Raw genomic sequence first — 22,003 nt, 5'->3', positions numbered from 1 at the left:
GCAAAGAATTGCGCAGGATGTACCGTTCGATTGCGGATAACCGGACGAATCAGGGGTGGGGACCTCGGCATTCGGCGAAGAGTGGGTGATCGAGGAGGCGAGACCTGGGGACGGGTACAGAGCATGAATGAAGATGAGCTGCGAGAGGTGAAGGCCAATGCCCTCCGCGACGCCGCCGAGGGCTTCCGCCGCACTGCGGCGTCAGGCGTCGAACCCGAGCTGAACCGACTGCTGGCAGACCTGCTCGATGCTCGCGCGACCCGCGTCGAGGCAGGGGAGGACGACCACTCACGTGTCGATGGGCTCGAGTGACGCTCGTCGCCCTCACCGCATTCGCCGTCGTGACGAAGTCTGTCACTCGATCTGCGGGAAGGGCCCCCAGCCGGCTCCGATCAGCACCCGCGATCTGAACGCGGGGCCTCCGGTTCCTGGATGGAAGTACAGATCGCCCGAGGCCACCCGGACGAGCAGATCCGGCAGGCCGTCACCGTTGTAGTCCACGCCGCCGGTGAGCCCCGTCACGCCGGACCAGTCGCCGGCGACGACCTGGCGAGCACCGAACGCACCGGCCTGCCCCGGGTAGAAGTACAGGACACCGCCGTTGTCGAGGGCCATGAGGTCGCCGAGCCCGTCGTTGTTGAAGTCGCCCCCGACCAGGAATCGCATGTTCTGCCATCCCCCGCCGCGAACCGAGTTCGGGACCGTGAGCCCTCCGGCTCCGTTGCCGCGGAAGACGGTGAGGACGCCGTCCGGCGAGACGGCCACCACGTCCTGCTTGCCGTCACCGTCGTAATCCGCTCCGGATGTCACGTGCAGCTTGTCGTACCAGTCGGAGGCGATGATCTCGTGCACCCCGAACCCGCCGCTCGCGGTGCTCCCGTAGAACTCGAGCGCTCCGTCGCTGCGCACCGCGAGCATGTCTCCGAGACCATCACCGTTGAGGTCCGCGTGGGTGAGGTGCCGGTACAGGCCCCAGGCTGATGTGACGACGGACGGCGGATAGAAGCTTCCGGTTCCTGCTCCCGAGTAATGACGAAGGTCGCTGTCTTCGGCGACCACCAGCAGGTCGGCCTTGCCGTCGCCGTCGTAGTCGGCGGAGACCACGGAGGCGTTGCGGGGCGCTCCGAGCCCCGGGAACGACATCGGGATGACGTTCCCGCGCACGACATTGGCGAGGCACGTGAAGCCGTTGTTGATGGCGGTGTACACCGCTCCGTTTCGACGGACCTCGAAATGCAGGTGATTCGCGGAGGTCGCTCCGGTCATTCCGATCACGCCGATCTGCTGCCCGCGCGTGACCCGTGTGCCTGGCGCATAGATGCCCGTCGATGCCATGTGCGCGTAGCGCGTGACGTACCCGCCGGGATGCTCGATGTCGGTGTAGTTGCCGTAGCCGCTGTTCGCGGTGCGCGTCTTGATCACGCCGTCGTAGGCGGCCAGGATCGGCGTGCCGCCGGGGCCGGTGATGTCGATGCCCTCGTGCGCTCGGAAGTTCCCCCGACAACCGTCATTGACCTTGGACTGGATGTTGCCCGACGCGGGGTAGATCATCTGCCCGTCGGTCGCCGCGACGGCCGGAGCGCCCGACGTCATGGTCGGGGCGAGCGCACCGACGAGCACCGCCAGCACGGCAGCGACGACGCCGAAGCGGGCACGTCGAGACAATGACGTTCGCTGCATGTATCGAGTTCGCTCTCACTCGGTCGGCCCCAGGGACACTCGTCCTTCCGCTGTCACCGTATCAGCGCGCCCAACCGACTCGATACCGCTCAGAGCATGTCGAACACGCCACCGTACGGAGCGGCATCATCGCCTGCGTCACGAGGATCCAGCTGCACGGTCTCGACGGAGACGACCACTCGACTCGCAGGAGTGATCAGCACACTCATGGAGCGGTCGCCGACAGCGATGAAATCCACGAACCCTCCACCTGCGTGCAGCGCGTGCTCCACGTGGTCTTTGAAGTCCTCGATGGACTGCCCCTGCGCAAGAAGGAAGCCGACCTCGTCCACCGCGACTTGCGTGCGCACCATCGTCTGGGTTTCCTCCACGTCGCTCATCGTTCTCCTCCGCTACTCCCGGATGTCGATCTCTGCTCGTTCCGGCGACGATAGCCCCGGAACCTCGCTCAGGGAGGGGGATTGCGCCGCGCCGCGAAAAAGGGCAGACGCGCGGGCGCGGTCGCGGCTCGGGTGTAGATTTTTGACCATGGGCAGGCTCCGCTACGACGGCACTTCAGATCCGATCCTCATCGAGGATGGGACGCTCGCCCATCTCAAGATCGTGATCTCGACGAAGCTGCGCCGCCAGGAGAGCTTCATGATGACGTGGCTCCCGGTCGGCGACGGACCTGACCGTCGGGCCACCGTCTGGATCCACCCCGCGATCCCCCTCCAGTTCGGATACGACGCCGCAGAACCGCCCCACGTCGATGCGAAGCTCATCGCCGAGATGATGCGTGCGCTCAACGCCTCCGGCGAGTTGGTGCTCGACCACCTGATCAGCCCCGTCTGACCCCTGCGCCGACGGATCGTTCCGCCGGTCGGAGCCCGCAGAATCAGGGGGCGCATCTCTCAGGCTCGACAACTAGGCTGGGACCGCATCACGCGCGACCAGGCTTCCGGCAGGTCGCGCTCATGATGCGCCACCCTTCACGACATCTCCTCGGTCCACGTGATCCTCGCCCGCAATGCGAGGGAGCCGCTGCTTCGCGACGTGGCCACGCCAGAAAGGCATGAAGCATGAGCGAACCCTCCGGAACCGCCGATCGCGACGATCAGCGTTCGCCCGATTTCTTCGACCAGCTGATCGAGACCACGCCTCAGGAGTCGTCCACATTCACCGTGGGCTTCCGCGGCTACGACAAGGCCGAGGTCGACGCCGCGCTCGCAGCGCTCCGGACGCGACTCCAGCAGGCCACCGACCAGCTCACCGATGCCGATGAGCAGCACACGAGCTCGGTCGAGAGCATCCGCGACGAAGAGCGCAGCTCGCGCGAGGCGCTGGAGAGCGAGCTGGTCGCGGCGAAGGCGCAGATCGCCGACGCCGAGCAGCAGATCGCGACGCTCACGTCCGAACTCGTCGACGCACCGACACCCGACGGCAAGGAGACGCCGTCGCGCCAGCAGTTCGAGGCGATCCTTCGAGTCGCCGAGGAGCAGGCGAACGTCCTCATCCAGAACGCGGCGGTGCAGGCGGATCGCCTCATGGCCGCCGCCCGCGAAGAGGTCGAGGCGCAGCGCGCCGAGGCGAACGCCGACGCCGAGCGCATCACCTCGCAGGCGCAGCGCGACGCCGACCAGGTGCGCCTCAAGATGGACACCGAGTACACGGCGCACGAGGCTCACCTCGAGCGCGAGGCGAGCCACGCAGCCGAGAAGGTGAACCAGGCCGCACAGGAGGCATCCGCCATCCGTACCGAGGCCGAGAAGGGCGCGGCAGCGCTGCGCTCACTCGTCACCAGGGAGACCACGCAGCTGCGCGCCGACGCCGAGCGCGATGTGCGCGACATGAACGCCAGGGTGCTGGAGTTCGAGGAGACGCTCACGCGTCGACAGGACGACGCACAGCAGGAGTTCCTCGTGCTGCACAACCAGGCCGTCGCACACGCCGAGCGCATCACGTCCGACGCGAACGAGCAGGTCACGGCGTCGCTCGAGCATGCGCAGCGGATCTCGGCGAAGGCCGAGGACTACGAGCGCCTGATGCGCAGCCAGTCCCAGGCGATCGAGGCCGAGGCGCAGGTGCGCTCCAGGGAGACGCTCGAGCGCGCGCGGGTGAAGGCCCAGAAGATCGTCGACTCGGTCACCAACCACACCGCGGCCGTGGTGCGCGACGCGGAGGACCGCACGCGGCAGCTGCGCTGGCAGCAGCAGCAGCTCACGAGCTTCATGTCTGAGGTGCGCGAGCTCATCCGCCCCGACGGCGTCTACACGCACGAGACGTCGACCGAGTCCGCAGCAGCAGCCGACGCTGTCACGCCGGCGGACGAGGCGGCACCCGCTGAGGAGTTCCTCGGCGACGAGGTGCTCGACGACGAACTCGTCGACGACGACAGCCCCCTCGAGAAGATCACGATCGACGTGGTCGAGACGGGCAAGTCCTCCAAGCGCTGAGCCCCGCTACGCGAATCGCCCCGGTCCTCTCATGGAGGACCGGGGCGATCTCGTCGATGCTGCGGACTACGCGCGACCGAACTGCGCGACTGCGGGGCAGTCGAAGGGATCGGCACCGGCGGAGAGTCCGACGCGGTTCAGGTACTCGATCACGATCAGGTAGGACCGGCCGAGGCTGGTCTCGGTGTAAGGCACGTTGTTCGACGCGCAGTAGTCGCGGACGATCTCTCGCGCCTTTGCCAGGTGCGGGCGCGGCATGTTCGGGAACAGGTGGTGCTCCACCTGGTAGTTCAGGCCGCCCATCAGCCAGGTCGTCCACCATCCACCGCTGATGTTGCGGGAGGTGCGCACCTGCTTGGTGAAGAAGTCGAGGCGGGCGCTCGGGTCGATGATCGGCATGCCCTTGTGGTTCGGGGCGAACGCCGCGCCCATGTAGACGCCGAAGACGGCGAACTGCACGCCCATGAAGGCGAACGCCATGCCGAGCGGAAGCATCATGAACACCGGCACGAGGATGAGGGCGAACCGCAGCGCGATGATGCTGAGCTCGATCCAGCGTCCCTTGACGTTCTTCGTCGTCATGAGGTACTTCAGGCCGAGGAAGTGGAGGTTCAGACCCTCGAGCGTGAGCAGCGGAAAGAAGAGCCAGCCCTGCTTGCGGGTGATCAGCTTGATGAGGCCCTTGGCCTTCGCGGCGTCCTCTTCGAGGAACGAGATCGTGTCGACCTCGATGTCGGGGTCCTTGCCGACCTGGTTCGGGTTGCCGTGGTGCTTGGTGTGCTTCGAGTCCCACCACGAGTAGCTCATGCCGATGCTGGCGATCACGATGCGGGCGAGCTTGAAGTTCGCAGGTCCCGTGGTCAGGATCTGACGGTGCGCGGCCTCGTGTCCGAGGAACGCGATCTGCGTCAGGACGATGCCGAGTCCTGCAGCGATGAGCAGCTGGAACCAGCTGTCGCCGAGCAGGATGAAGCCGGTGATGAGGCCGCCGAGGGCGACCGCGATGCCGGCGGCGACAGCGACGTAGAACCACTGCGCCCTGCGGAGCAGGCCGGTCTCCTTGACCACCTGCGACACCTGCTTGTAGGCCTGCGCCATCGGCGGGAAGTCTGCGTTGCCGGAGTACGTCTGGCGCACCGGTCCGAGTGTCGCGCTGGTCGTGTCGAGCTGGGTAGTAGAGATGATGCTCTCCCGTCGATCGGAGCCCTTGAGCCTGTGTAAGCCCAAGGCAGCCGCCCAACGCTTGATTCAGAGTAACCCTGACCACATGCGCGGAACGGAATACATAGCAGTATTCATGCCGCGTCTATGACACGCCCTCAGACGCGGGCTGGACGGCGGTGACGACGGGGCGCGCTGCGGCGTGTCGCGGACGCGCGCGGACGGGGCGCACGGGCGCGCTGGACGACCTCGAGCTCCCCCTGGGCGTCGTCGAGCGAGCCGAAGGAGCCGAGGTCGGTGCCGCGCTCGTCGCGGACGAGGTGGGTGGCTCCGTCGAACTCGACGAAGCCGGCGAACTCGCCGCCACGGGTGGCGACGTACACGTCGGTGTCTGCCTGTTTCCAGGTCAGCGGATCGGAAGGAGGGAAGGTGGTGATATTCATGGTGGTGCTCATTGCTGTGTGGCGGGCACGCGTCTGCGCTCCGCAAGATGTGAGATCGAAGGCGGATGCCGCGCGCATCGATGTGCGTGGTCCGTGATGGCCCTGATCAGTGGCGACGTGAAGGCCGAGAGGGGCAAAACACTCACGCTGCAGCATCAGTCTAACAGACGCCTCGGACGGCGAGCCTGGGAACTGTCCCGTCGTCAGTTCTCGGGAGGCTGGCCGCCACCGTCGGGCCCGGCTCCGCCGCCCGGAGCGGCGCCGGCGCTCGGCACTGTCGTGGTGTCGACGCCGACGATGAGCGTGGCGGTGTAGCCGCTCGCGACGTCGCCGGTGACCGTGGCGAGCTGGAGCTCACCGGAGTCGTCTCCGAACACGGTGTCGCTGGCGAGCGTGATGCTGCTCAGGTTGCGCGTGGAGCCGTCGTAGCCCGACTCGGCGTACACGATCGCGCAGACCGCCTCGGGGAGCGCCAGCTGCGACGTCGAGATCGCGTTGCTCGCATCGGTGATCGACGCGACGTCCGGGAAGACCTCGAAGTGGATGTGCGGCCAGCGGCCGGAGTAGCAGCCGGGGAAGATCGAGGTGAACGAGACCCGCCCCTCGGCATCCGCCACCTGCACGCCGCGCAGATACGTGACGTCCTCCAGCCCCTGGGAGTACATCGAGTACTCCCCCTGCGCCGTGCAGTGCCAGGCGTAGACGGCGGCGCCGGCGAAGGGGATGCCGCCGTCGGCGATGTCGATGATCTGGAGCTCGAACGACAGGGGCACACCGTCTGCCGTGGCACCGCCGTCGATCGACGACCGGATGTCGGAGCGCACGATGCCGGAGTCGGTCAGCACGTCCGGCCCGTTCGAGCCGTCCCCGGGGTAGGGGCCTGCGGTCTCGTCCGGGATCTCGCCGCTCACGCTCCCGATCGCCGAAGGCGACGCGGATGCAGACGGTGCGGCGGACGGCGTGACGGTCGCAGCAGCGCCGCCGGACGCCGCGGGCGTGCATGCCGCGAGGACGACGGCGCCGAGACCGAGACCGGCGAGGCCGAGCACTCCCCTTCGACTCATGACGGTGCGGATGTCGAACGCCGCGCCCTGATCGACGATCTCTTCGTCGGCTCGATCGAGCAGACGCCCCTCATACGTCGGACCGTCCGGGGTGGGGGTCGGCTGCGGGATCTTCATGAGGGGCTCCTCTCGTCGGGTGTCCCCCGACTCTTCACGACCCATCGAGCAGGAGCGTATGCGACGCCTGTGGGCGGCCTATGAAGCCTGACCCGCAGCGCGCGGCATGGCCTGAGCGTCGCGCGGCACGGGAGGACGCAGCACGAGCACGACCACGACGACCACCAGGATCACCGCGGTGAGCGTGACGGGGATCGGCAGGATGGGGTCGAGCAGCACCAGCAGCGCTCCGGCCGGCACCACGGTGTTCACGACGCGGTCGGCATTCTCCCTGATCGCGATCCACCAGATGCCGAGCAGGAAGATCGCGATGGGGATGGTGACGGTGAACGATGCGGCGATGTTCGACAGGTGGCTCTCGCCGGTGAGCACGTCGATCTCGACCTCGATGCCCGCGGAGAACGCCGCGGCCGCGGCGAAGACGAAGTAGTGGCTGTAGCCGTAGCGGAGCGACCTGGCGAAGCTGGTGATCGCGCGGTGATGCGGCGGCCAGAAGTAGATCCACCACAGCGACGCCGTCACCACCAACGTGAGCACGGCGATCGCGATCAGCGGCCCGAGCGACTCGACCTCGCCGAGGGCGTCGATGATCGCGTTGGCCGAGGCGAGCAGGCTCTCGCCGAGCACGATGAGGGTGAACAGGCCGTAGCGCTCCGTGATGTGGTGCGGATGCCATGGCGTCTGCTGCCGGTACTCGGCGAACACCGGGACGCTGATCTCGATGAGCGCGAACGCCACGAAGGCGACGAGCTGCACGGGTCCGGACGGAATCACCAGGAAGAGGATCCACAGCACCTGCACGCCGGCGATCCCGATGGCGTAGCGCCGTGTCGCGGCCCGCAGCGCTCCCGCCGAGCGTGATGCGCGCAGCCACTGCGCGATCATCGCCACCCGCATCACCACGTATCCGAGGACCGGCACCGTGAAGTCGCCGTGCTCGAAGGCGTTCGGCACGCCGGCCGCCAGGACCAGCACCCCGCCCATCTGCACGATCGTCGTGATGCGGTAGAGCCAGTCGTCGGTGTCGAACGATGTCGCGAACCACGTGAAGTTCATCCACGCCCACCAGATGGCGAAGAACACCATCAGGTACGAGGTGATCCCGTGCGCGAAGTCCCCGTGGCTCAGCGCATGATGCAGTTGCGCCGAGACGATGCTCACCGCGACCACGAACACGAGGTCGAAGAAGAGCTCGAGCGTGCTGGCGGTCCGGTGCGGCTGCGCAGGATCGCGAGGCAGCATGCGGCTGAGCTGGAAGCGCGAGGGCGCTGGGAGGGCGTTCACGGGGTCAGGATAGCCCTCGTCCCGCGGCCTCGGATCGGCGGCGCAGGACCCGTTGCTCCATTCGCGGAAGTTATCTTCCCTCCGCGAGTCTCTTCCGCTATGCTGTCGGATGTCTGCAGTGTCCGCTGTCAGCAAGCCGTGTGGGACGGCGATCGCAAATCCGTGGTGTGGGATCACGGAAGGTGCAGCGGAAACCCGAGGGGTCGGGAATGCAGACGAACGCCGCGAGCGTTTGTTCGCGGTCTGGGGAAACATCTGGGGAACACATGTCGCACTGGGGAATTCTGCGTACATCAACGGCTTTCGGGGCCTGGGCATGACCTCCGTCGAGGATGCTCTGAGCATCGCTCGCACCGGAGCCGGTTTCTTGCCGGTCGCCGCACCGAGAGCTACGAAGTCGGTGACGCGCACCGTGGTCACGCCGCGCGCATCCGCAACGTTGGAACGACGCCGTCAGTGGGAACGCCGCTATCGGATGCGCCTGCGAATCACGGATGCTGCAGTCATCCTGTTCGCGGTCGGTCTGACTGCCGCTGTCCAGCTGATCATCGACGTCGCTCCGGCCGAGGTCCTTCGCGGCGGCATCCCCCTCGCCGCCGTGTGGTACCTCATGCTCAGCGCGCTGCACACGCGGGACGCCGCGTTGTTCCGTGCGAGCGCAACCGAGTATCGCGGCGTCGTGCACGCCAGCGGTCTCGCGTTCGGGATCATCGCGATCGTCGCGGTGCTCCTGAACTGGGAGTCGATGCAACTGACGCTGCTGCTGGGGCTGCCGCTCGGAGTGCTCACTCTCCTCGTGACCCGCTGGGTCTGGCGCCACTGGCTCCAGGCCCAGCGCGGCCACGGCCGATTCGCATCGCGCACGCTCGTCGTCGGCAACAGGGACGACGTGGAGTACGTGGTGAGCAAGCTGCACCCGATCGGCGCCTCCGGGTACCAGGTCGTGGGCGCGACCCTGCTCGACGGCAACGCCCGCGAGATCGAGATCGGCGCAGCCACCTTCCCCGTGCTCGGCAACGTCAACACCGTCTCCACGGTCGCCGCCGAGCTCGGCGCCGACACGATCATCGTCGCGAGCCGCCCGGAGGGCGACCCCGAGTTCGTCAAGCAGCTGAGCTGGCAGCTCGAGGGCACCGCCGCCGAGCTTGTCCTCTCGAGCCGACTCACGGATGTCGCGGGTCCGCGCATCTCGTTCGCTCCCGTCGAGGGTCTCCCCCTCATCCAGGTGCAGATCCCGACCTACGAGGGCGGCCAGCACCTGCTGAAGCGCGCTCTCGACATCGTGGTCGCCGGGCTGGCGCTGATCCCGATCGGCCTGATCGCGCCGCTGCTCGCGCTGTTCATCAAGCTCGATTCCCCCGGCCCCATCTTCTTCTTCCAGGAGCGGGTCGGCCGCGATGGCCGTCGCTTCAAGATGGTGAAGTTCCGCTCCATGAAGACGGACGCCGAGCAGCAGCTCGCGGCGCTGAAGGCGGAGAACCAGGGAGCCGGCCTCCTGTTCAAGATGAAGAACGATCCTCGCGTCACCCGCGTCGGTCGCATTCTGCGCAAGCTGTCGCTCGACGAGCTGCCGCAGTTCTGGAACGTCCTGATCGGCGACATGAGCGTCGTCGGTCCGCGTCCGCCGCTGCCGAGCGAGGTCACCGCGTACGACGGCACCGTCTTCCGTCGCCTCTACATCAAGCCCGGCATCACCGGCCTGTGGCAGGTCTCCGGCCGCAGCGACCTCTCGTGGGACGAGAGCGTCCGCCTCGACCTCCGGTACGTCGAGAACTGGTCGGTCATGAACGATCTCCAGATCATGTGGCGCACTGCGAAGGTCATGGTGCAGCCCAGCGGGGCATACTGATCGGATGAGCGATTCGCAGCCCCTCACCATCGCGATGGTGGGGACACGAGGAGTGCCCGCTGCCTATGGCGGCTTCGAGACGGCGATCGAGGAAGTCGGTCGCCGTCTCGCTGAGCGCGGTCACGACGTCGTCGTCTACACGCGCGGGTCCGCACACCGCGAGAAGACGTACCTCGGGATGCGCGTCGTGCATCTTCCCGCAGTCCCGGTGAAGCAGATCGAGACGCTGAGCCACACCGGTCTCTCGACCCTGCATCTCATGTTCCGTCGTCGCCCGGACGCGACCTTCGTCTTCAACGCCGCGAACTCCCCCTTCCTGCCGCTGCTCCGCCTCCGTCGCGCGCCCGTCGCCCTGCACATGGACGGACTCGAATGGCGTCGGTCCAAATGGGGACCCCGCGGCAAGGCGTACTACCGCTGGGCGGAGGAGTTCGGCGTGCGGACTGCCGACGCGCTGATCGCGGATGCTCCGGGCATCGCCGACTACTACCGCCACCAGTTCGACGTGCCGACCGAGATGATCCGGTACGGAGCTCCGATCCTCGAGTCCGTCGCGGATGGCCGGATCGAAGAACTCGGGCTGACGCCGGCCGGCTATCACCTCGTGGTCGCCCGGTTCGAGCCGGAGAACCATGTGCTCGAGATCGTCGAGGGCTACCGCCGCAGCGCCGCGACGCTGCCGCTCGTCGTCGTCGGGTCCGCCCCCTACAGCAGCGAGTACACGCAGCGGATCCAGCAGGCCGCCGCCGGGGACGAGCGCATCCGTCTCGTCGGCGGGGTGTACGACCAGGATCTGCTGGACGCCCTCTACTTCCACGCGTTCACCTATGACCACGGTCACTCCGTCGGCGGCACGAACCCCTCGCTCCTGCGTGCGCTGGGCGCCTCGACGGCGGTCATCGCGTTCGACGTCGCGTTCAATCGCGAGGTCCTCGGCGATGAGGGCTGGTTCTTCTCGACGCCGGATGACGTCGCGGCCGCCTTCGAGCAGTCGGAGGCTGATCCGGACCGTACGCGGGAGCTGGGCGTCCGAGGACAGGAGCGCGCTCGCACCGCATTCCGCTGGGAAGACGTCGCCGACGAGTACGAACGACTCGCTCGCTCGCTCGCGAAGCGTGTCAGCGTCCACCGCACCGCGCGGCGGGCCACGCGGCGCACCCAGGAATGGTGATCAGCGCCCGCAGACCTCGGGTCAGGACCGCGGAGCGATCCCCTGCTGCAGGCGGCGCGCGAGCGTGCGCGTGTCGGTGGCGGCCTTCTGGAGACCCCTCCTGTGCGTGCGGATGCCGAGATGGTGCACGTCGACCACGTCGAGGGGGTGCCCCGTCTCACGTCGCCACGGCAGCGAACGCTGCGTGGGGAGATCGAGCGTGCCTCGACGGGAGTCCAGGACGGCCGCATACTCGGCGAGGGATGCGGCCGCGACGTCCTGCTCCCCGAGCAGCAGGGCTTCGCGGAGCGTGAAGGTGCGAGAGCGAGCGTTCGGGCTCTTCCGCACGATCAGCGATCGCTCCGCGAGAGACGCCGCGATCACCAGGTCTGCCGCGTCGAGGTCCGCCATGGTCAACGGCGTGGAGAGATGGCCGAGCGCCGTGACGACGACCTCCACCGAGTACCGGCAGGCGCGCCGTCCAGGCGAAGCCTCCGTGCCGGCTGACCCGACGACCCACTGGCTCGCATCGGCGCCGAGCTCGTCTTCGAACGCGGCAGCCATGAGCGGCGAACGGCAGATGTTCTGCGCGCAGACGAAGAGCACCCGTCCAGTCATCCCGATTCCCCTCCCCCGCACTGATCGGTGCGGGCGCGGGCTTCGAGGGTTTCCCCTCAGCCGCGTCGACACGGTAAGAATGATCCTATCTGCCGCCGATCGGCTTCCGGCGGGGCCTCGACACGAACGGAACGGGGAACCTCTTGCTCGTCCTCATCGTCCACCCCGGCGCTGAACTGTACGGTGCCGACCGCGTGACGCTCGAGTCCGCGGCCGGTCTCGCCGCGGCCGGCCACGATGTGGTCGCCGCACTTCCTGAACACGGGCCGCTCGTGGCAGCCCTCGAGTCCCACGGCGTGCGCGTCGTGGTGCAGCGGATGTTCGTGCTCCGCAAGCAGCTGCTGCGGCCGCGCAACTGGCCGAAGCTGCTCGCCTCGGCCGTCGGCGGCTTCGTCGACTCCTGGCGGCTGGTCTCCCGATACCGTCCGGATGCCGCGTACGTGAGCACCGTCGTCCTCCCGCACTGGCCGATGCTGCTGCGCGCGAGGCGCGTCCGGACCATCACCCACGTGCACGAGGCAGAGGCCGGCTCGCCCTGGGCGATGCGCGCCTTCCTCTACAGCCCCCAGCTCTGGGCGCACACCGTGATCGCCAACAGCCGCTTCACGGCGAACCTCATGCGTCGCACTCTGCCGGGGCTCCGCAGGAAGATCACGGTCGTGCTCAACCCGGTCCCCGGTCCGCCGTCGGTCTCGCCGCCGCGCGAGCATCTCGACCCCATCCGCATCGGCTATGTGGGCCGCCTGTCGCCGCGCAAGGCGCCCGACGTGGTCATCAGTGCGATCGCCGTGCTCCGCGATCGCGGACGGGATGCCCGGCTCGAGATCGTCGGCGATGTCTTCCGCGGGTACGAGTGGTACGCCGCCGAGCTCGCGGCGCAGATCACAGCCGAGGGGCTGAACGACACGGTGACCTCGCACGGCTACGCCGCCGACATCTGGCCGCACGTCGCTGCCTGCGACGTCATGATCGTCCCGTCCCGCACAGACGAGTCGTTCGGCAACACCGCGGTCGAGTCGATCCTCGCCGAACGCCCCGTGATCGTCAGCGATCTCACCGGGCTGCGCGAGGCGGTGGCGGAGTATCCGACGTCGCGGGTCGTTCCCCCCGGGGACCCCGTCGCTGTGGCCGATGCGATCCAGGAGCTCATGGACACCTGGGCGGATGTGGTCCTGCACACGGCTGCCGCCGCAGCCGCCGCAGCCGAGCGCCATTCGGTCGCAGGATATCGGCGGATCGTGACGAAAACCGTGGAGAGCTCCGTCGGAGTGACACACTCGGAGTTCACGGCGGATTGACGGCCGTGCACAGGGGAGAATAGTCAGTGGGCGAGCACCCGGCACTCTGAAGCCGGACGCTCGAACACTGGGGAGGAACAACATGTCACTGCAGGACTACCTCGACGCCCTGCGTCGACAGTGGATCGTCATCATCGCGCTCACGATCATCGGCGCCGGTGCGGCGTTCGGCTATTCGAGGACCCTGCCTCCTGAGTACAGCTCGACCGCGGCCGTCATGGTGATCCCGCAGCGCGGCGACAGCACGAACGAGCTCGTGCAGGGCTCGAGCTACGTGCAGAGCCTGGTGCAGACCTACGCCGTGCTGGCTTCCTCTCCACTGGTCCTCACCCCGGTCATCGATGACCTCGGGCTCGACGAGACGGCCACCCAGCTCGCGAAGCGCGTGTCGGTGGTGAACACGCTCAATACGGTCGTGGTCGAGATCTCGGTCACCGACAGCGACAAGGAGCGGGCGCAGGAGATCACCGCCGCCATCACGGACTCCCTCGTCTCCGCCGTCGCCGATGTGTCCCCGAGCGATGCGAACGGCCAGCCGGCAGTTCGTCTGGAGACGATCGCCCCCGCCCGCATGCCGCAGGCGCCGATCGGCCCCAACACCCGCCTCATCACCCTCATCGGCGCGGCGCTCGGACTCGCGCTCAGCGTCGCCTACGCGCTCATCCGACGCGCACTGGGCACCAGGATCGCCGAGCGGGGTGACATCGCCTCGGTGACGGATGCTCCGGTCATCGGCGAGATCGTGGCCTGGCGCCGCAACTACACGGTCCTGTCGACCATGCTCCGCAGTCGCGACAGCCGCGCAGCCGAGTCGTTCCGCGCCCTCGCGGCGAATCTCAAGTACGTCGCCGTCGACCGCGAGCTGCAGGTCGTCATGATGACGTCATCGGCACCGCACGAGGGGAAGTCCTCGGTCAGCATCGGTCTGGCCGCCGCACTCGCCGAATCGAACCACGACGTGCTGGTCATCGATGCGGATCTGCGACGCTCCTCCGTCGCCACGCAGCTGCAGCTCGAGGGCTCGGTCGGCGTCACGTCGATCCTCGTCGGCGATGCGACGTTCGACGAGGCAGTGCAGCACGCCCAGTCGATGAACATCGACATCATCGCAGGCGGGTCGCCGGCGCCGAACCCTGGCCAGCTGATCACCTCGCACCGACTGCGCGAGCTCGTTGCAGTCGCTCGCGAGCGCTACGAGTACGTGATCATCGACAGTGCTCCCGCCCTCGTGGTGTCGGATGCGCTGTGGCTCGCAGACCTGTCCGACGGCGTCCTCGTCGTCGCTCGCTCCGGCAAGACGCGCCGCAAGCAGGTCAGCGCAGTGCTCTCAGCACTCAAGTCCACGCACAAGGACGTCATCGGCATCGTGCTCAATGCGGTCAAGCGCAACGATCGCGGCCCGTACTACGTGCCGGAGGCACCGCCGCGGCGGTGGTCTCGCGCGGCCAAGCAGGCGAACGCGAGCGCTGAAGGAAAACCGGGCGACGACGCCGCGCACGGCGCATGAGCGTCCTGCTCGCACTCGCAGCGAGGGCCATCTCGATGGCCATCTCGCTCGTCTGCGGCGTCCTGACCGTCCGCCTCATCATCGGCGGCGCCGGCGTCGAGTACTACGCGCTGTACACCCTGGTCGCATCACTGCCCGGTCTCATCGCCTTCTCCGACCTCGGGTCGGGCGCGGTGCTGGTGAACAGCATCGCGGTGAGCGACACCCCTCGTGAAGACCGTGTGATCCGGGCGCAGCTCACCACCGTCGGCCGCATCATGGTCGGCTTCGCCGGCTCCGGCATGGTCCTCAACGCGATCCTCTACCTCACCGGTGCGTGGCGGGCGATCCTCGGCGATGCCGGCACGATCCCCGGTGCTGATCTCGCCGCCTTCGTCTCGCTGACCGTCTTCTGCCTCGGCATCCCGCTGGGCATCTGGCAGCGAGTGCTGCTCGGCCTGCACAAGAACCACTGGATCATCCTCATCCAGGCGGCTCAGGGGCCGCTCAACCTGCTGCTGGTCTGGCTGCTCGTGTCGTTCGCGCCGCCGTCGGCGGGGACCTTCCTCGCGCTGTCGTCGATGGTGTCCGGATTCGCGATCGCCGCCGCCGGATTCGGCTTCGCGCTCGGCGCACTCTCGCCACTGCTCCGCCGCGCGATGCGCGACATCCCCAGGGTGCGCAGCGTGCCGGGTGTGCGGGTCATGCACATCGGCTGGCCGATGCTCGTCCAGCTGATCTCGGCGCCGCTCTCGGTCGCGCTGCTGCGGTACATCCTCGCCCAGTCGGGCACGACGCACGAGGTCGCGGAGTACGGCGCGGTCGGCCAGGTGTTCTTCGCGATCAACGGCGTCGTCGCAGCCGGCGGACTCGCCCTGTGGCCGCTGTTCACCCGTTCCCGCGCCCGCGGCACGCTGACCCGAGGTCCGTACGCGATCGCCGCGCTCTTCGCCGCAGGCGCCGCAGTGATCTGCGCCATCGTCTGGGCGGTCTCCCCCTGGTTGTTCGGGTTCATCACCAACGACTCGCTCGAGGTCTCGAGCGCCACCGTGATCGCGTTCGGACTCATGGTCGTCTGCCAGGCCGCGCTCTATCCGCTCGGGATGTTCCTGATGGATGAGGCCGGCATCCGCTTCCAGATGATCCCGGTCGCCCTGATGACGATCTCCACGATCGTGCTCGCGCTGCTGATCACTCCGTCGCTCGGCGCCGGAGGCCCGGTGCTCGCGAACGCGGCATCCGTGCTCGTCTTCCAGGTCGTGCCGTTCGCGATCTACATCGCGCGCCACCGCGATCGCCTCATGGGTGCGTCGCCAGGTCCTGAAGACGGCGCGACGTGAGAGTCCTCGCCGCAGTCGTCTGCGTGATCCTGGCCGCCAGGATCACGCTGCTCCAGGGCGTGACGGCCGGCATCCTGATCAGCATCCTGTTGCTGCCGGTCTGGGTGGTGACGCTCTGGCGCCACCGCGGCGGATCGGCGATCGTGACGCTCGGCGGTCTCGCCATCGTCAGCGGACTCGTGCTGACGGACTTCTTCGCCGGCGATCATCCGACCAGCGAGTCGATGATGCAGCAGAACACGTTCTCGCTCATCAGCGTGATCGGCGGAATCGGCGTCGTGGTGTGGGTGCGCAGTCTGCTCGGCAATGCCGCGACCGCGCTCTGGTACGGCGTCGGACTGATGGTGGGAGTCGTCTTCCACGGTCTCGACATGGACAACGTGTGGAAGTTCGACCTGTCGGTTCCTGCGACGGTGATCGTCCTCGCCCTGTGCATGATGAGCCGCCGCCCCTGGGTCGAGATGATCGCCCTGCTGCTCCTCGCCGTGGTCTCCGCACTGAACGACTCCCGCTCAGCCGGCTCCATGCTCCTGGTTGCGGCAGCGCTCGTGGTCTGGCAGTCCCTCGGCTCGAGACTGGCGAAGAGCTCGACGACCGTGCGGACGCTCGCCGTCTTCGGGTTCACTGCCGTGATCGGCTACGCCGCACTGCAGGCGTTCATCCTCGAGGGGTGGTTCGGCAAGGCAGCAGCGGTGCGCTCCGAGGCGCAGATCGCGCAGTCCGGCTCGCTCCTGCTCGGCGGTCGTCCTGAGCTCGGCGCATCCACCGAGCTCATCGCTGCGAACCCGTTCGGCCTCGGCTCCGGCACACTCGCGAACGGCGTCGATCTGCTCATCGCCAAGACCGGCATGGCACGCCTCAACTACGACCCGAACAACGGCTACGTCGAGAAGTACATGTTCGGCAACGGCTTCGAAGTGCACTCGATGCTCGGCGACCTGTGGATCCGCTTCGGGCTCTTCGGGGCCGCGATGCTCATCGTCGCGCTCGTGATCATCACGCTCGGCACGGCAGGACAGGTCGCGAAGCGGGCGGCGAGCGGACTGATGATCTTCCTCGCGATCCAGGTCTTCTGGGATTCCCTGTTCGCACCGTTCTTCTCCACGTCGATCTCGACGCTCGTGCTGGGAGTCGCACTCGCCATGGTGCCGCGGACCCGCAAGGATGCCTCCGCCATCTCCAACCCGGAGTTCGTGAGCTTCGCACGCTGACCTGCTGACCCGGTGACGCGCTGACTCCGAGCATCCCCGAACGGCGGGTTGGGCCGGGGACGACGGCTGTCCTGGGAACGACGAAGCCGGGAGCCCGCATCTGCGGACTCCCGGCGTTGCCGTGTCTGGTCGATCAGCCTCAGGGCTTGGTGACGTTCAGGTCATCCCAGCGGAAGACCGTCGAGGGAAGCGTCGAGGCAGAGGACACCGTGTTCATCAGGCCGACTGTTCCGGTGGCCTGCATGGCCGCCGTGGTGTCGGTCGCGGTGACCTGCCAGTTCGCCGGCTCGGCATCCGTCGCCACCCAGACCTTGGCGCCGAGGGTCGTCGGGTTCGTACCGGTGACCGAGAGCGCCACGTTCAGCACGGTTCCCGGCGTGTAGGTGAACCCTGGCATCAGGTACGAGCCCAGTGCCACCTCGTCGCGCAGCAGGTAGAGCCGCACGCCGCCGCCGACCTCGAACCGTACGCGGGTCGAGTAGTTCGACGCGCCGACCTGGCGACCGATCACGGTCGCCGTCGCGGCGCCACCGGCCACGGAGGCATCGGTCGAGATGGAGACCCGCACGAGTGCGTCGGTCGCCGTCACGCCCAACCGCGCGATCCTGGTGGCGGAGGGTGTGAGGGTCGCGATGCCCTTGCCGTCAGCCACGCTGTACGCCGCCGCACCGTTCTGGAGCGTCCACGCACCGCCGATGTCGGCGGAGCCCCAGCTGCCGGCCGCTGCCGTCCGCGCGAACGCGTCGGCTGCCAGCGCGGTGGCGACCGGAGGCGCCGTGACCGTGACCTGCTTCGTGAGCGACGTGGTCGCACCGGTGTTGTCGGTCACCGTGAGGATGACGTCGAACGTGCCGGCCGCCGTGTAGGCGTGCGTCGCTGTCGCGCCGGTCGCAGTGCCTCCGTCGCCGAAGGTCCAGGCGTAGGACTGGATCGTGCCGTCGGGATCGGTGGATGCCGATCCGTCGACCGACACCGAGAGCCCGGTGGCCGTCGGCGTGAACGCCGCGACCGGTGCCTGGTTCGGCGCCGGGGCGACCGTGACCGAAGACGTCTTCGTCGCCACCCCGCCGCGGTCATCCGTCACGGTGAGCTTCACCGAGTAGGTGCCCGCCGCCGCGTAGGTGTGCGATGCCGTCGCGCCGGTCGCGGTTCCCCCGTCGCCGAAGGTCCACGCGTAGGACTGGATCGTGCCGTCGGGATCGGTGGATGCCGATCCGTCGACCGAGACCTTGAGACCTGCAGCCGTGGGCGTGAAGGCCGCCGTCGGAAGCTGGTTGGCCGCCGTCGGTGCCGTCGGATCCACGACGGTGAAGGAACGCAGGTTCATCGTCGCCGTCGGCGTGGCGGAGGTGCCACCGAGGTACGCGGTCAGACCGACGGAACCGGCGGCCTGCAGCGCGGCAGTGGTGTCGGTGCCCGACAGCTGCCATGCAGTCGGCTCCGCGTCAGCGGAGCGCCAGACCTTCGCCCGGATGGTCGTCGGCGAGGTGCCGGTGACCTGCAGGCGGACCGAGAGCTCGGTACCGGCGGTGTAGGTGCCGGGCAGCACGTACGAGGCACCGATCGCGGTCTCGCCACGCAGGATGTAGACCCGCATCGTGTTGCCTGCCTCGAACCGCACCCGAGCCGAGTAGTTGTCGGCGCCGACCTGACGGCCGAACATCGTCCAGGAGTACCCTGCACCGGTCCGGTCGACGGTGAACTTGGCCACGGTGTCGGTGTTCTTCGACGAGACCGAGTTCAGCATCGCACCACGGGTGTCGTAGATGTTGGTGACGATCTGGCCCGACGTCCCGTTGGCCGAGAAGCTCGCGGCTCCTCCGGACGTGGTCCACGCTCCGCCCTGATCGGCGGTGCCCCATCCGGAGGCCACCGTGCGCTGGAACTTGTCGTTCGCGAGCACCGTGAACTTCGGCGGCTCGACCGCAGTGACCTGCTTCGTCGCCGTCGCCGTGCCACCGCGGTTGTCGGTGACGGTCACCGTGACGGTGTATGCACCGCCCGCCGCGTAGTCATGGGTCGTGGTGGGCGTGGTCGTCGTCGTCGTGACGGTGTCGCCGAAGTTCCAGGCGTAGGAGACGATCTGACCGTCGGAGTCAGCGGATGCCGAGGCATCCAGCGAGGCCGTCAGGTTGGCGATCGTCGCAGTCAGCGCCGCGGTCGGCAGGACGTTCGGCGCGAGCGCCGCAGTCACCTGCTGGGTCGTGGTCGCGCTGCCACCGCGGTCGTCGGTCACCGTCAACGTCACGGTGTACTCGCCCGGCGTCGTGTACGCGTGGGTCGCGGTCTTGCCGGTGGCGAGTGCCCCGTCGCCGAACGACCACGAGTAGGTCGCGAGCGTGCCGTCGGAGTCGGTGGATGCCGAGGCATCCACCGCGACGCTCATGTGCGTCGCCACTGCGTCGAATGCGGCGGTCGGCAGCACGTTCGCCGCCTGCACCGTGATCGGCTGCGTGATCGTGGCGGTCGCGCCGCGGTCATCCGTCACCGTGAGCTTCACGTCGTAGGTGCCGCCGGTCGCGTAGGTGTGCGCAGCCGTCGGGCCGTCGGTCGAGGTGGCTCCGTCGCCGAAGGTCCACTTGTACGAGGCGATCGCTCCGTCCGTGTCGACCGAGGTCGAGGCGTCGAAGGCCACGGCGAGATCGGTCGGCACGCTGCTGAATGCGGCGGTCGGAACCTGGTTCACCGAGCCGAAGGCGCCGAGCTGGTAGTGCTCGCTCACCTGCGTCGCAGAGAGTGCTGCGCCGTAGACCGCGACCTCGTCGATCGTGCCGCTGAACGTCGTCGCACCGGCCCAGCCGCTGTCGTTGCCGACTCGCCAGTACCCGCTGTAGTCCTGCGCAACGGTGTTGGTGTTCGTCCCCACCAGTGCTCCGTCGACGTAGAACGCCATGCCGTCACCCGAGAGCGAACCCACGGCATGGTGCCACTGACCGTCGTTCACCGCACCCGTGGTCGTGAGGTTGAACTGCGCGTTGTTCCAGACGCCGAAGTTGAGCTTGCCGTCGGTCGTCATGTAGATGTGACGATCGTTGCTGCTGCTCAGTCCGCTGTTGCTGTCGCCGAACCCGACGATCTTGCCGCCTGCCGTGGAGGTGGTCTTGAACCAGGCCTCCACCGAGAAGACCTGCGGAGCCACATACTGCTTCGTGCCGGCGAGCCGGACGGTGGTCGAGCTCGTGGTCGGCGCCCAGCGGATCGCCTTGTTGGTGACGCCGGAGATCGCACCGGTCTGGTTCTTGACCAGCACGCTCGTGCTGCCCGTGTACGTACCGGTGGAGTTGTTCATGCCGGAGTCCGCAGCGGACGTGCCGGTGCCGGTCTCGTTCAGACGCCAGAACAGCGTCGGGTCGAGGGCGAAGACCGACTTGCCGTAGTTGTCGGCAGGTGCCGGCGGCAGCGCGCTGGTGCGGCCGCTGGCGATGCGGTGCGCGTCGATCTCGTTGCGGGTCAGCGCCCGGTCGTAGAGGGCGACGTTCGCGATCGAACCGCTCAGGTAGGAGCTCGTGCCGGCGTTCGGCCAGGAGCCGAGGTTGTCGCCGCCGATGCGCCAGTACCCCATGTAGTCCTGTGCGGAGGTCGTGTCGGTGCGCTCACCGATCTTGACGCCGTCGACCCAGAGGACCTGGCCCTTCGAGCTCAGCGACGCCACCACGTGGTGCCACTGGTTGTCGTTGAAGCCGGTGCCGCTCGTGACAGTGCGGGTCGCACCGGGGTACACGCCGAAGGTGACGCGCCCCGAGTTGTCGAGGTACACCTGACGGTCGTAGCTGCCGGAGTTGCCGGTCGCGTTGGAGCCGAAGCCGACGATCTTGCCGCCGCGGGTGCTGTTCGTCTTGAACCAGGCCTCGACCGTGAAGGTCTGCGGGCCCGCCGTCGCGGTGGTGGTGCCGGCCGACGAGCCGGTGCTGCCGCTGAAGGTGGTCGCCGAGCCGGGCGTCACCGGACCGGCCGCGCCACGGGTGCCGTTGGCGACTGCGAGGTCGCTGCCGCCTGCCCAGTCGTACGCGGCGGTGCCCGTGGACTCGTTCAGGGGCCAGTAGTCCACGGCTCCACTGGCGAGGACGGCCTCGTCGTACGCGGTCGACACGCCTGCCGCGGCAGTCGTCACCGGCGTCCAGTCGCCCTGCGTGCTGTTGCCGTATGCGTCGATGACCTTGACGCGGTAGTTGTACGTGGTTCCGGGAACCGCCGTGGAGTCGCGGTACGACATCGCGGGCCTGGTCCAGAAGTTCGAGAGCTGATCGGTCTCGTACAGGGGCGTCGTCATGCCCTTGTCCTGACGGAAGACCTGGTAGTGCAGGCTCTGGTTGTCGCGGTCGTAGTTCGCGTTCCAGGAGAGCCGGTTCACGCCGGTCTGGAACGACGTGGCGCTGAGCGTCCACGCGCCGCCCTGGACCTGCGGTCCCTGCTTGTTCGGTGCGACGTTCTTCTTGGCGAAGCGGACGATGCCCTGCTGGGATGCGCCGTTCACCTTGAGGAACTCGCCACCCACGAGCAGGTAGTCACCGGAGGAGCTCACCTGCCACGGTCCCTGGGACTGGCCGGTGTAGGTTCCTGGCACGTACTCCGGGTACCACTGCAGCAGATCGCCCGAGGGCTGGCCGGCGAAGTTCCGGTAGCCCTGCGTGTCGTTGGTGATCAGCTTTCCGCTCGCGGCCTTCGAGAAGGCGAGCGAGTGCTTGTAGGAGCGCGGGTTCGTCTCGGGGAAGCCGTTCACGTTGCCGCAGTAGTGCGGGTGTCCGACCACGTAGATCGCGTCGCCGACGGGCGCGACGTCATAGCTGTCGCCGTGGCAGTCTTCCATCCACTGCAGGCTGCCGTCGCTCCAGTTCGCGCGGAACGCGCCCTCGAAGCCGTCCTGCGA

The 22,003-nt window shown here is 67.9% G+C and carries 17 protein-coding genes; 9 read left to right on the top strand and 8 right to left on the bottom strand.

The genetic code is table 11. From position 1 onward, the window contains the following. The first annotated feature begins 123 nt into the window (after positions 1–123). Complete coding sequence (locus V7Z82_RS04375; RefSeq protein ID WP_334148389.1) at positions 124–312, top strand: hypothetical protein; 189 nt, start codon at positions 124–126, stop codon at positions 310–312. 42 nt (positions 313–354) lie between these two features. On the opposite strand, the gene V7Z82_RS04370 is transcribed toward V7Z82_RS04375, so the two are convergent. Then, positions 355–1,665, bottom strand: coding sequence for a VCBS repeat domain-containing M23 family metallopeptidase (locus V7Z82_RS04370; protein ID WP_334148387.1), 1,311 nt, complete (start codon positions 1,663–1,665; stop codon positions 355–357). 104 nt (positions 1,666–1,769) lie between these two features. After that, a complete protein-coding gene (locus V7Z82_RS04365; RefSeq protein ID WP_334148386.1) occupies positions 1,770–2,060 on the bottom strand; it encodes a hypothetical protein in 291 nt (96 codons plus the stop codon). A gap of 148 nt (positions 2,061–2,208) precedes the next feature. On the opposite strand from V7Z82_RS04365, the gene V7Z82_RS04360 reads away from it, so the two are divergent. Together V7Z82_RS04360 and V7Z82_RS04355 are read left to right on the top strand one after the other, a co-directional pair. Next, positions 2,209–2,514, top strand: coding sequence for a DUF7882 family protein (locus V7Z82_RS04360; protein ID WP_334148382.1), 306 nt, complete (start codon positions 2,209–2,211; stop codon positions 2,512–2,514). Positions 2,515–2,741: 227 nt separating this feature from the next. Next, the gene (locus V7Z82_RS04355; protein ID WP_334148380.1) at positions 2,742–4,115 is read left to right on the top strand and encodes a DivIVA domain-containing protein; all 1,374 of its coding nucleotides are present in this window, start codon (positions 2,742–2,744) and stop codon (positions 4,113–4,115) included. A gap of 66 nt (positions 4,116–4,181) precedes the next feature. Here the strand turns inward: V7Z82_RS04355 and V7Z82_RS04350 are convergent, their stop codons facing one another. The 4 genes from V7Z82_RS04350 to V7Z82_RS04335 form a co-directional block, all read right to left on the bottom strand. After that, positions 4,182–5,300 carry a fatty acid desaturase family protein gene (locus V7Z82_RS04350; protein WP_442927591.1) on the bottom strand — a complete coding sequence of 373 codons (1,119 nt, stop codon included), beginning with the start codon at positions 5,298–5,300 and terminating at the stop codon, positions 4,182–4,184. 134 nt (positions 5,301–5,434) lie between these two features. Further along, entirely contained in the window at positions 5,435–5,719 is a 285-nt protein-coding gene (locus V7Z82_RS04345) for a hypothetical protein (RefSeq protein ID WP_334148376.1), read from the bottom strand. 203 nt (positions 5,720–5,922) lie between these two features. Further along, the gene (locus V7Z82_RS04340; protein ID WP_334148374.1) at positions 5,923–6,900 is read right to left on the bottom strand and encodes an intradiol ring-cleavage dioxygenase; all 978 of its coding nucleotides are present in this window, start codon (positions 6,898–6,900) and stop codon (positions 5,923–5,925) included. A gap of 78 nt (positions 6,901–6,978) precedes the next feature. Then, positions 6,979–8,142 carry a low temperature requirement protein A gene (locus V7Z82_RS04335; protein WP_334149148.1) on the bottom strand — a complete coding sequence of 388 codons (1,164 nt, stop codon included), beginning with the start codon at positions 8,140–8,142 and terminating at the stop codon, positions 6,979–6,981. Between the two features lie 358 nt (positions 8,143–8,500). On the opposite strand from V7Z82_RS04335, the gene V7Z82_RS04330 reads away from it, so the two are divergent. Both V7Z82_RS04330 and V7Z82_RS04325 read left to right on the top strand, forming a co-directional pair. Further along, entirely contained in the window at positions 8,501–10,033 is a 1,533-nt protein-coding gene (locus V7Z82_RS04330; protein ID WP_334148372.1) for a sugar transferase, read from the top strand. A gap of 4 nt (positions 10,034–10,037) precedes the next feature. Beyond that, positions 10,038–11,204, top strand: a complete 1,167-nt coding sequence (locus tag V7Z82_RS04325; protein WP_334148370.1) for a glycosyltransferase — start codon at positions 10,038–10,040, stop codon at positions 11,202–11,204. 21 nt (positions 11,205–11,225) lie between these two features. Here V7Z82_RS04325 and V7Z82_RS04320 read toward each other — a convergent pair whose 3' ends face one another. Then, positions 11,226–11,801 (bottom strand): arsenate reductase/protein-tyrosine-phosphatase family protein, encoded by a 576-nt coding sequence (locus V7Z82_RS04320; protein ID WP_334148368.1) that lies wholly within the window; start codon positions 11,799–11,801, stop codon positions 11,226–11,228. Positions 11,802–11,944: 143 nt separating this feature from the next. Here V7Z82_RS04320 and V7Z82_RS04315 point away from each other — a divergent pair, with 143 nt between their 5' ends. The 4 genes from V7Z82_RS04315 to V7Z82_RS04300 all read left to right on the top strand — a co-directional run bounded on the left by V7Z82_RS04315 (position 11,945) and on the right by V7Z82_RS04300 (position 17,136). Further along, positions 11,945–13,099: a glycosyltransferase gene (locus V7Z82_RS04315; RefSeq protein ID WP_334148366.1), complete on the top strand. Its 1,155-nt coding sequence runs from the start codon at positions 11,945–11,947 to the stop codon at positions 13,097–13,099. Between the two features lie 82 nt (positions 13,100–13,181). Continuing rightward, complete coding sequence (locus tag V7Z82_RS04310; protein ID WP_334148364.1) at positions 13,182–14,606, top strand: polysaccharide biosynthesis tyrosine autokinase; 1,425 nt, start codon at positions 13,182–13,184, stop codon at positions 14,604–14,606. Beyond that, positions 14,603–15,925: a hypothetical protein gene (locus tag V7Z82_RS04305; RefSeq protein ID WP_334148362.1), complete on the top strand. Its 1,323-nt coding sequence runs from the start codon at positions 14,603–14,605 to the stop codon at positions 15,923–15,925. Before V7Z82_RS04310 ends, V7Z82_RS04305 begins: the two co-directional genes overlap by 4 nt. Then, complete coding sequence (locus V7Z82_RS04300; RefSeq protein WP_334148360.1) at positions 15,922–17,136, top strand: hypothetical protein; 1,215 nt, start codon at positions 15,922–15,924, stop codon at positions 17,134–17,136. The genes V7Z82_RS04305 and V7Z82_RS04300 overlap by 4 nt, the downstream gene beginning before the upstream one ends. Before the next feature lie 139 nt (positions 17,137–17,275). Here V7Z82_RS04300 and V7Z82_RS04295 read toward each other — a convergent pair. After that, positions 17,276–22,003, bottom strand: a 4,728-nt coding sequence (locus V7Z82_RS04295) for a PKD domain-containing protein (protein WP_334148358.1), incomplete at its 5' end; no start/stop codon positions are given.

The organism is Microbacterium sp. (assembly GCF_036823965.1).
Taxonomy (GTDB): domain Bacteria; phylum Actinomycetota; class Actinomycetes; order Actinomycetales; family Microbacteriaceae; genus Microbacterium.
Note: the sequence above shows the minus strand (reverse complement) of the source record. Positions and strands in the feature narration are given on the sequence as shown.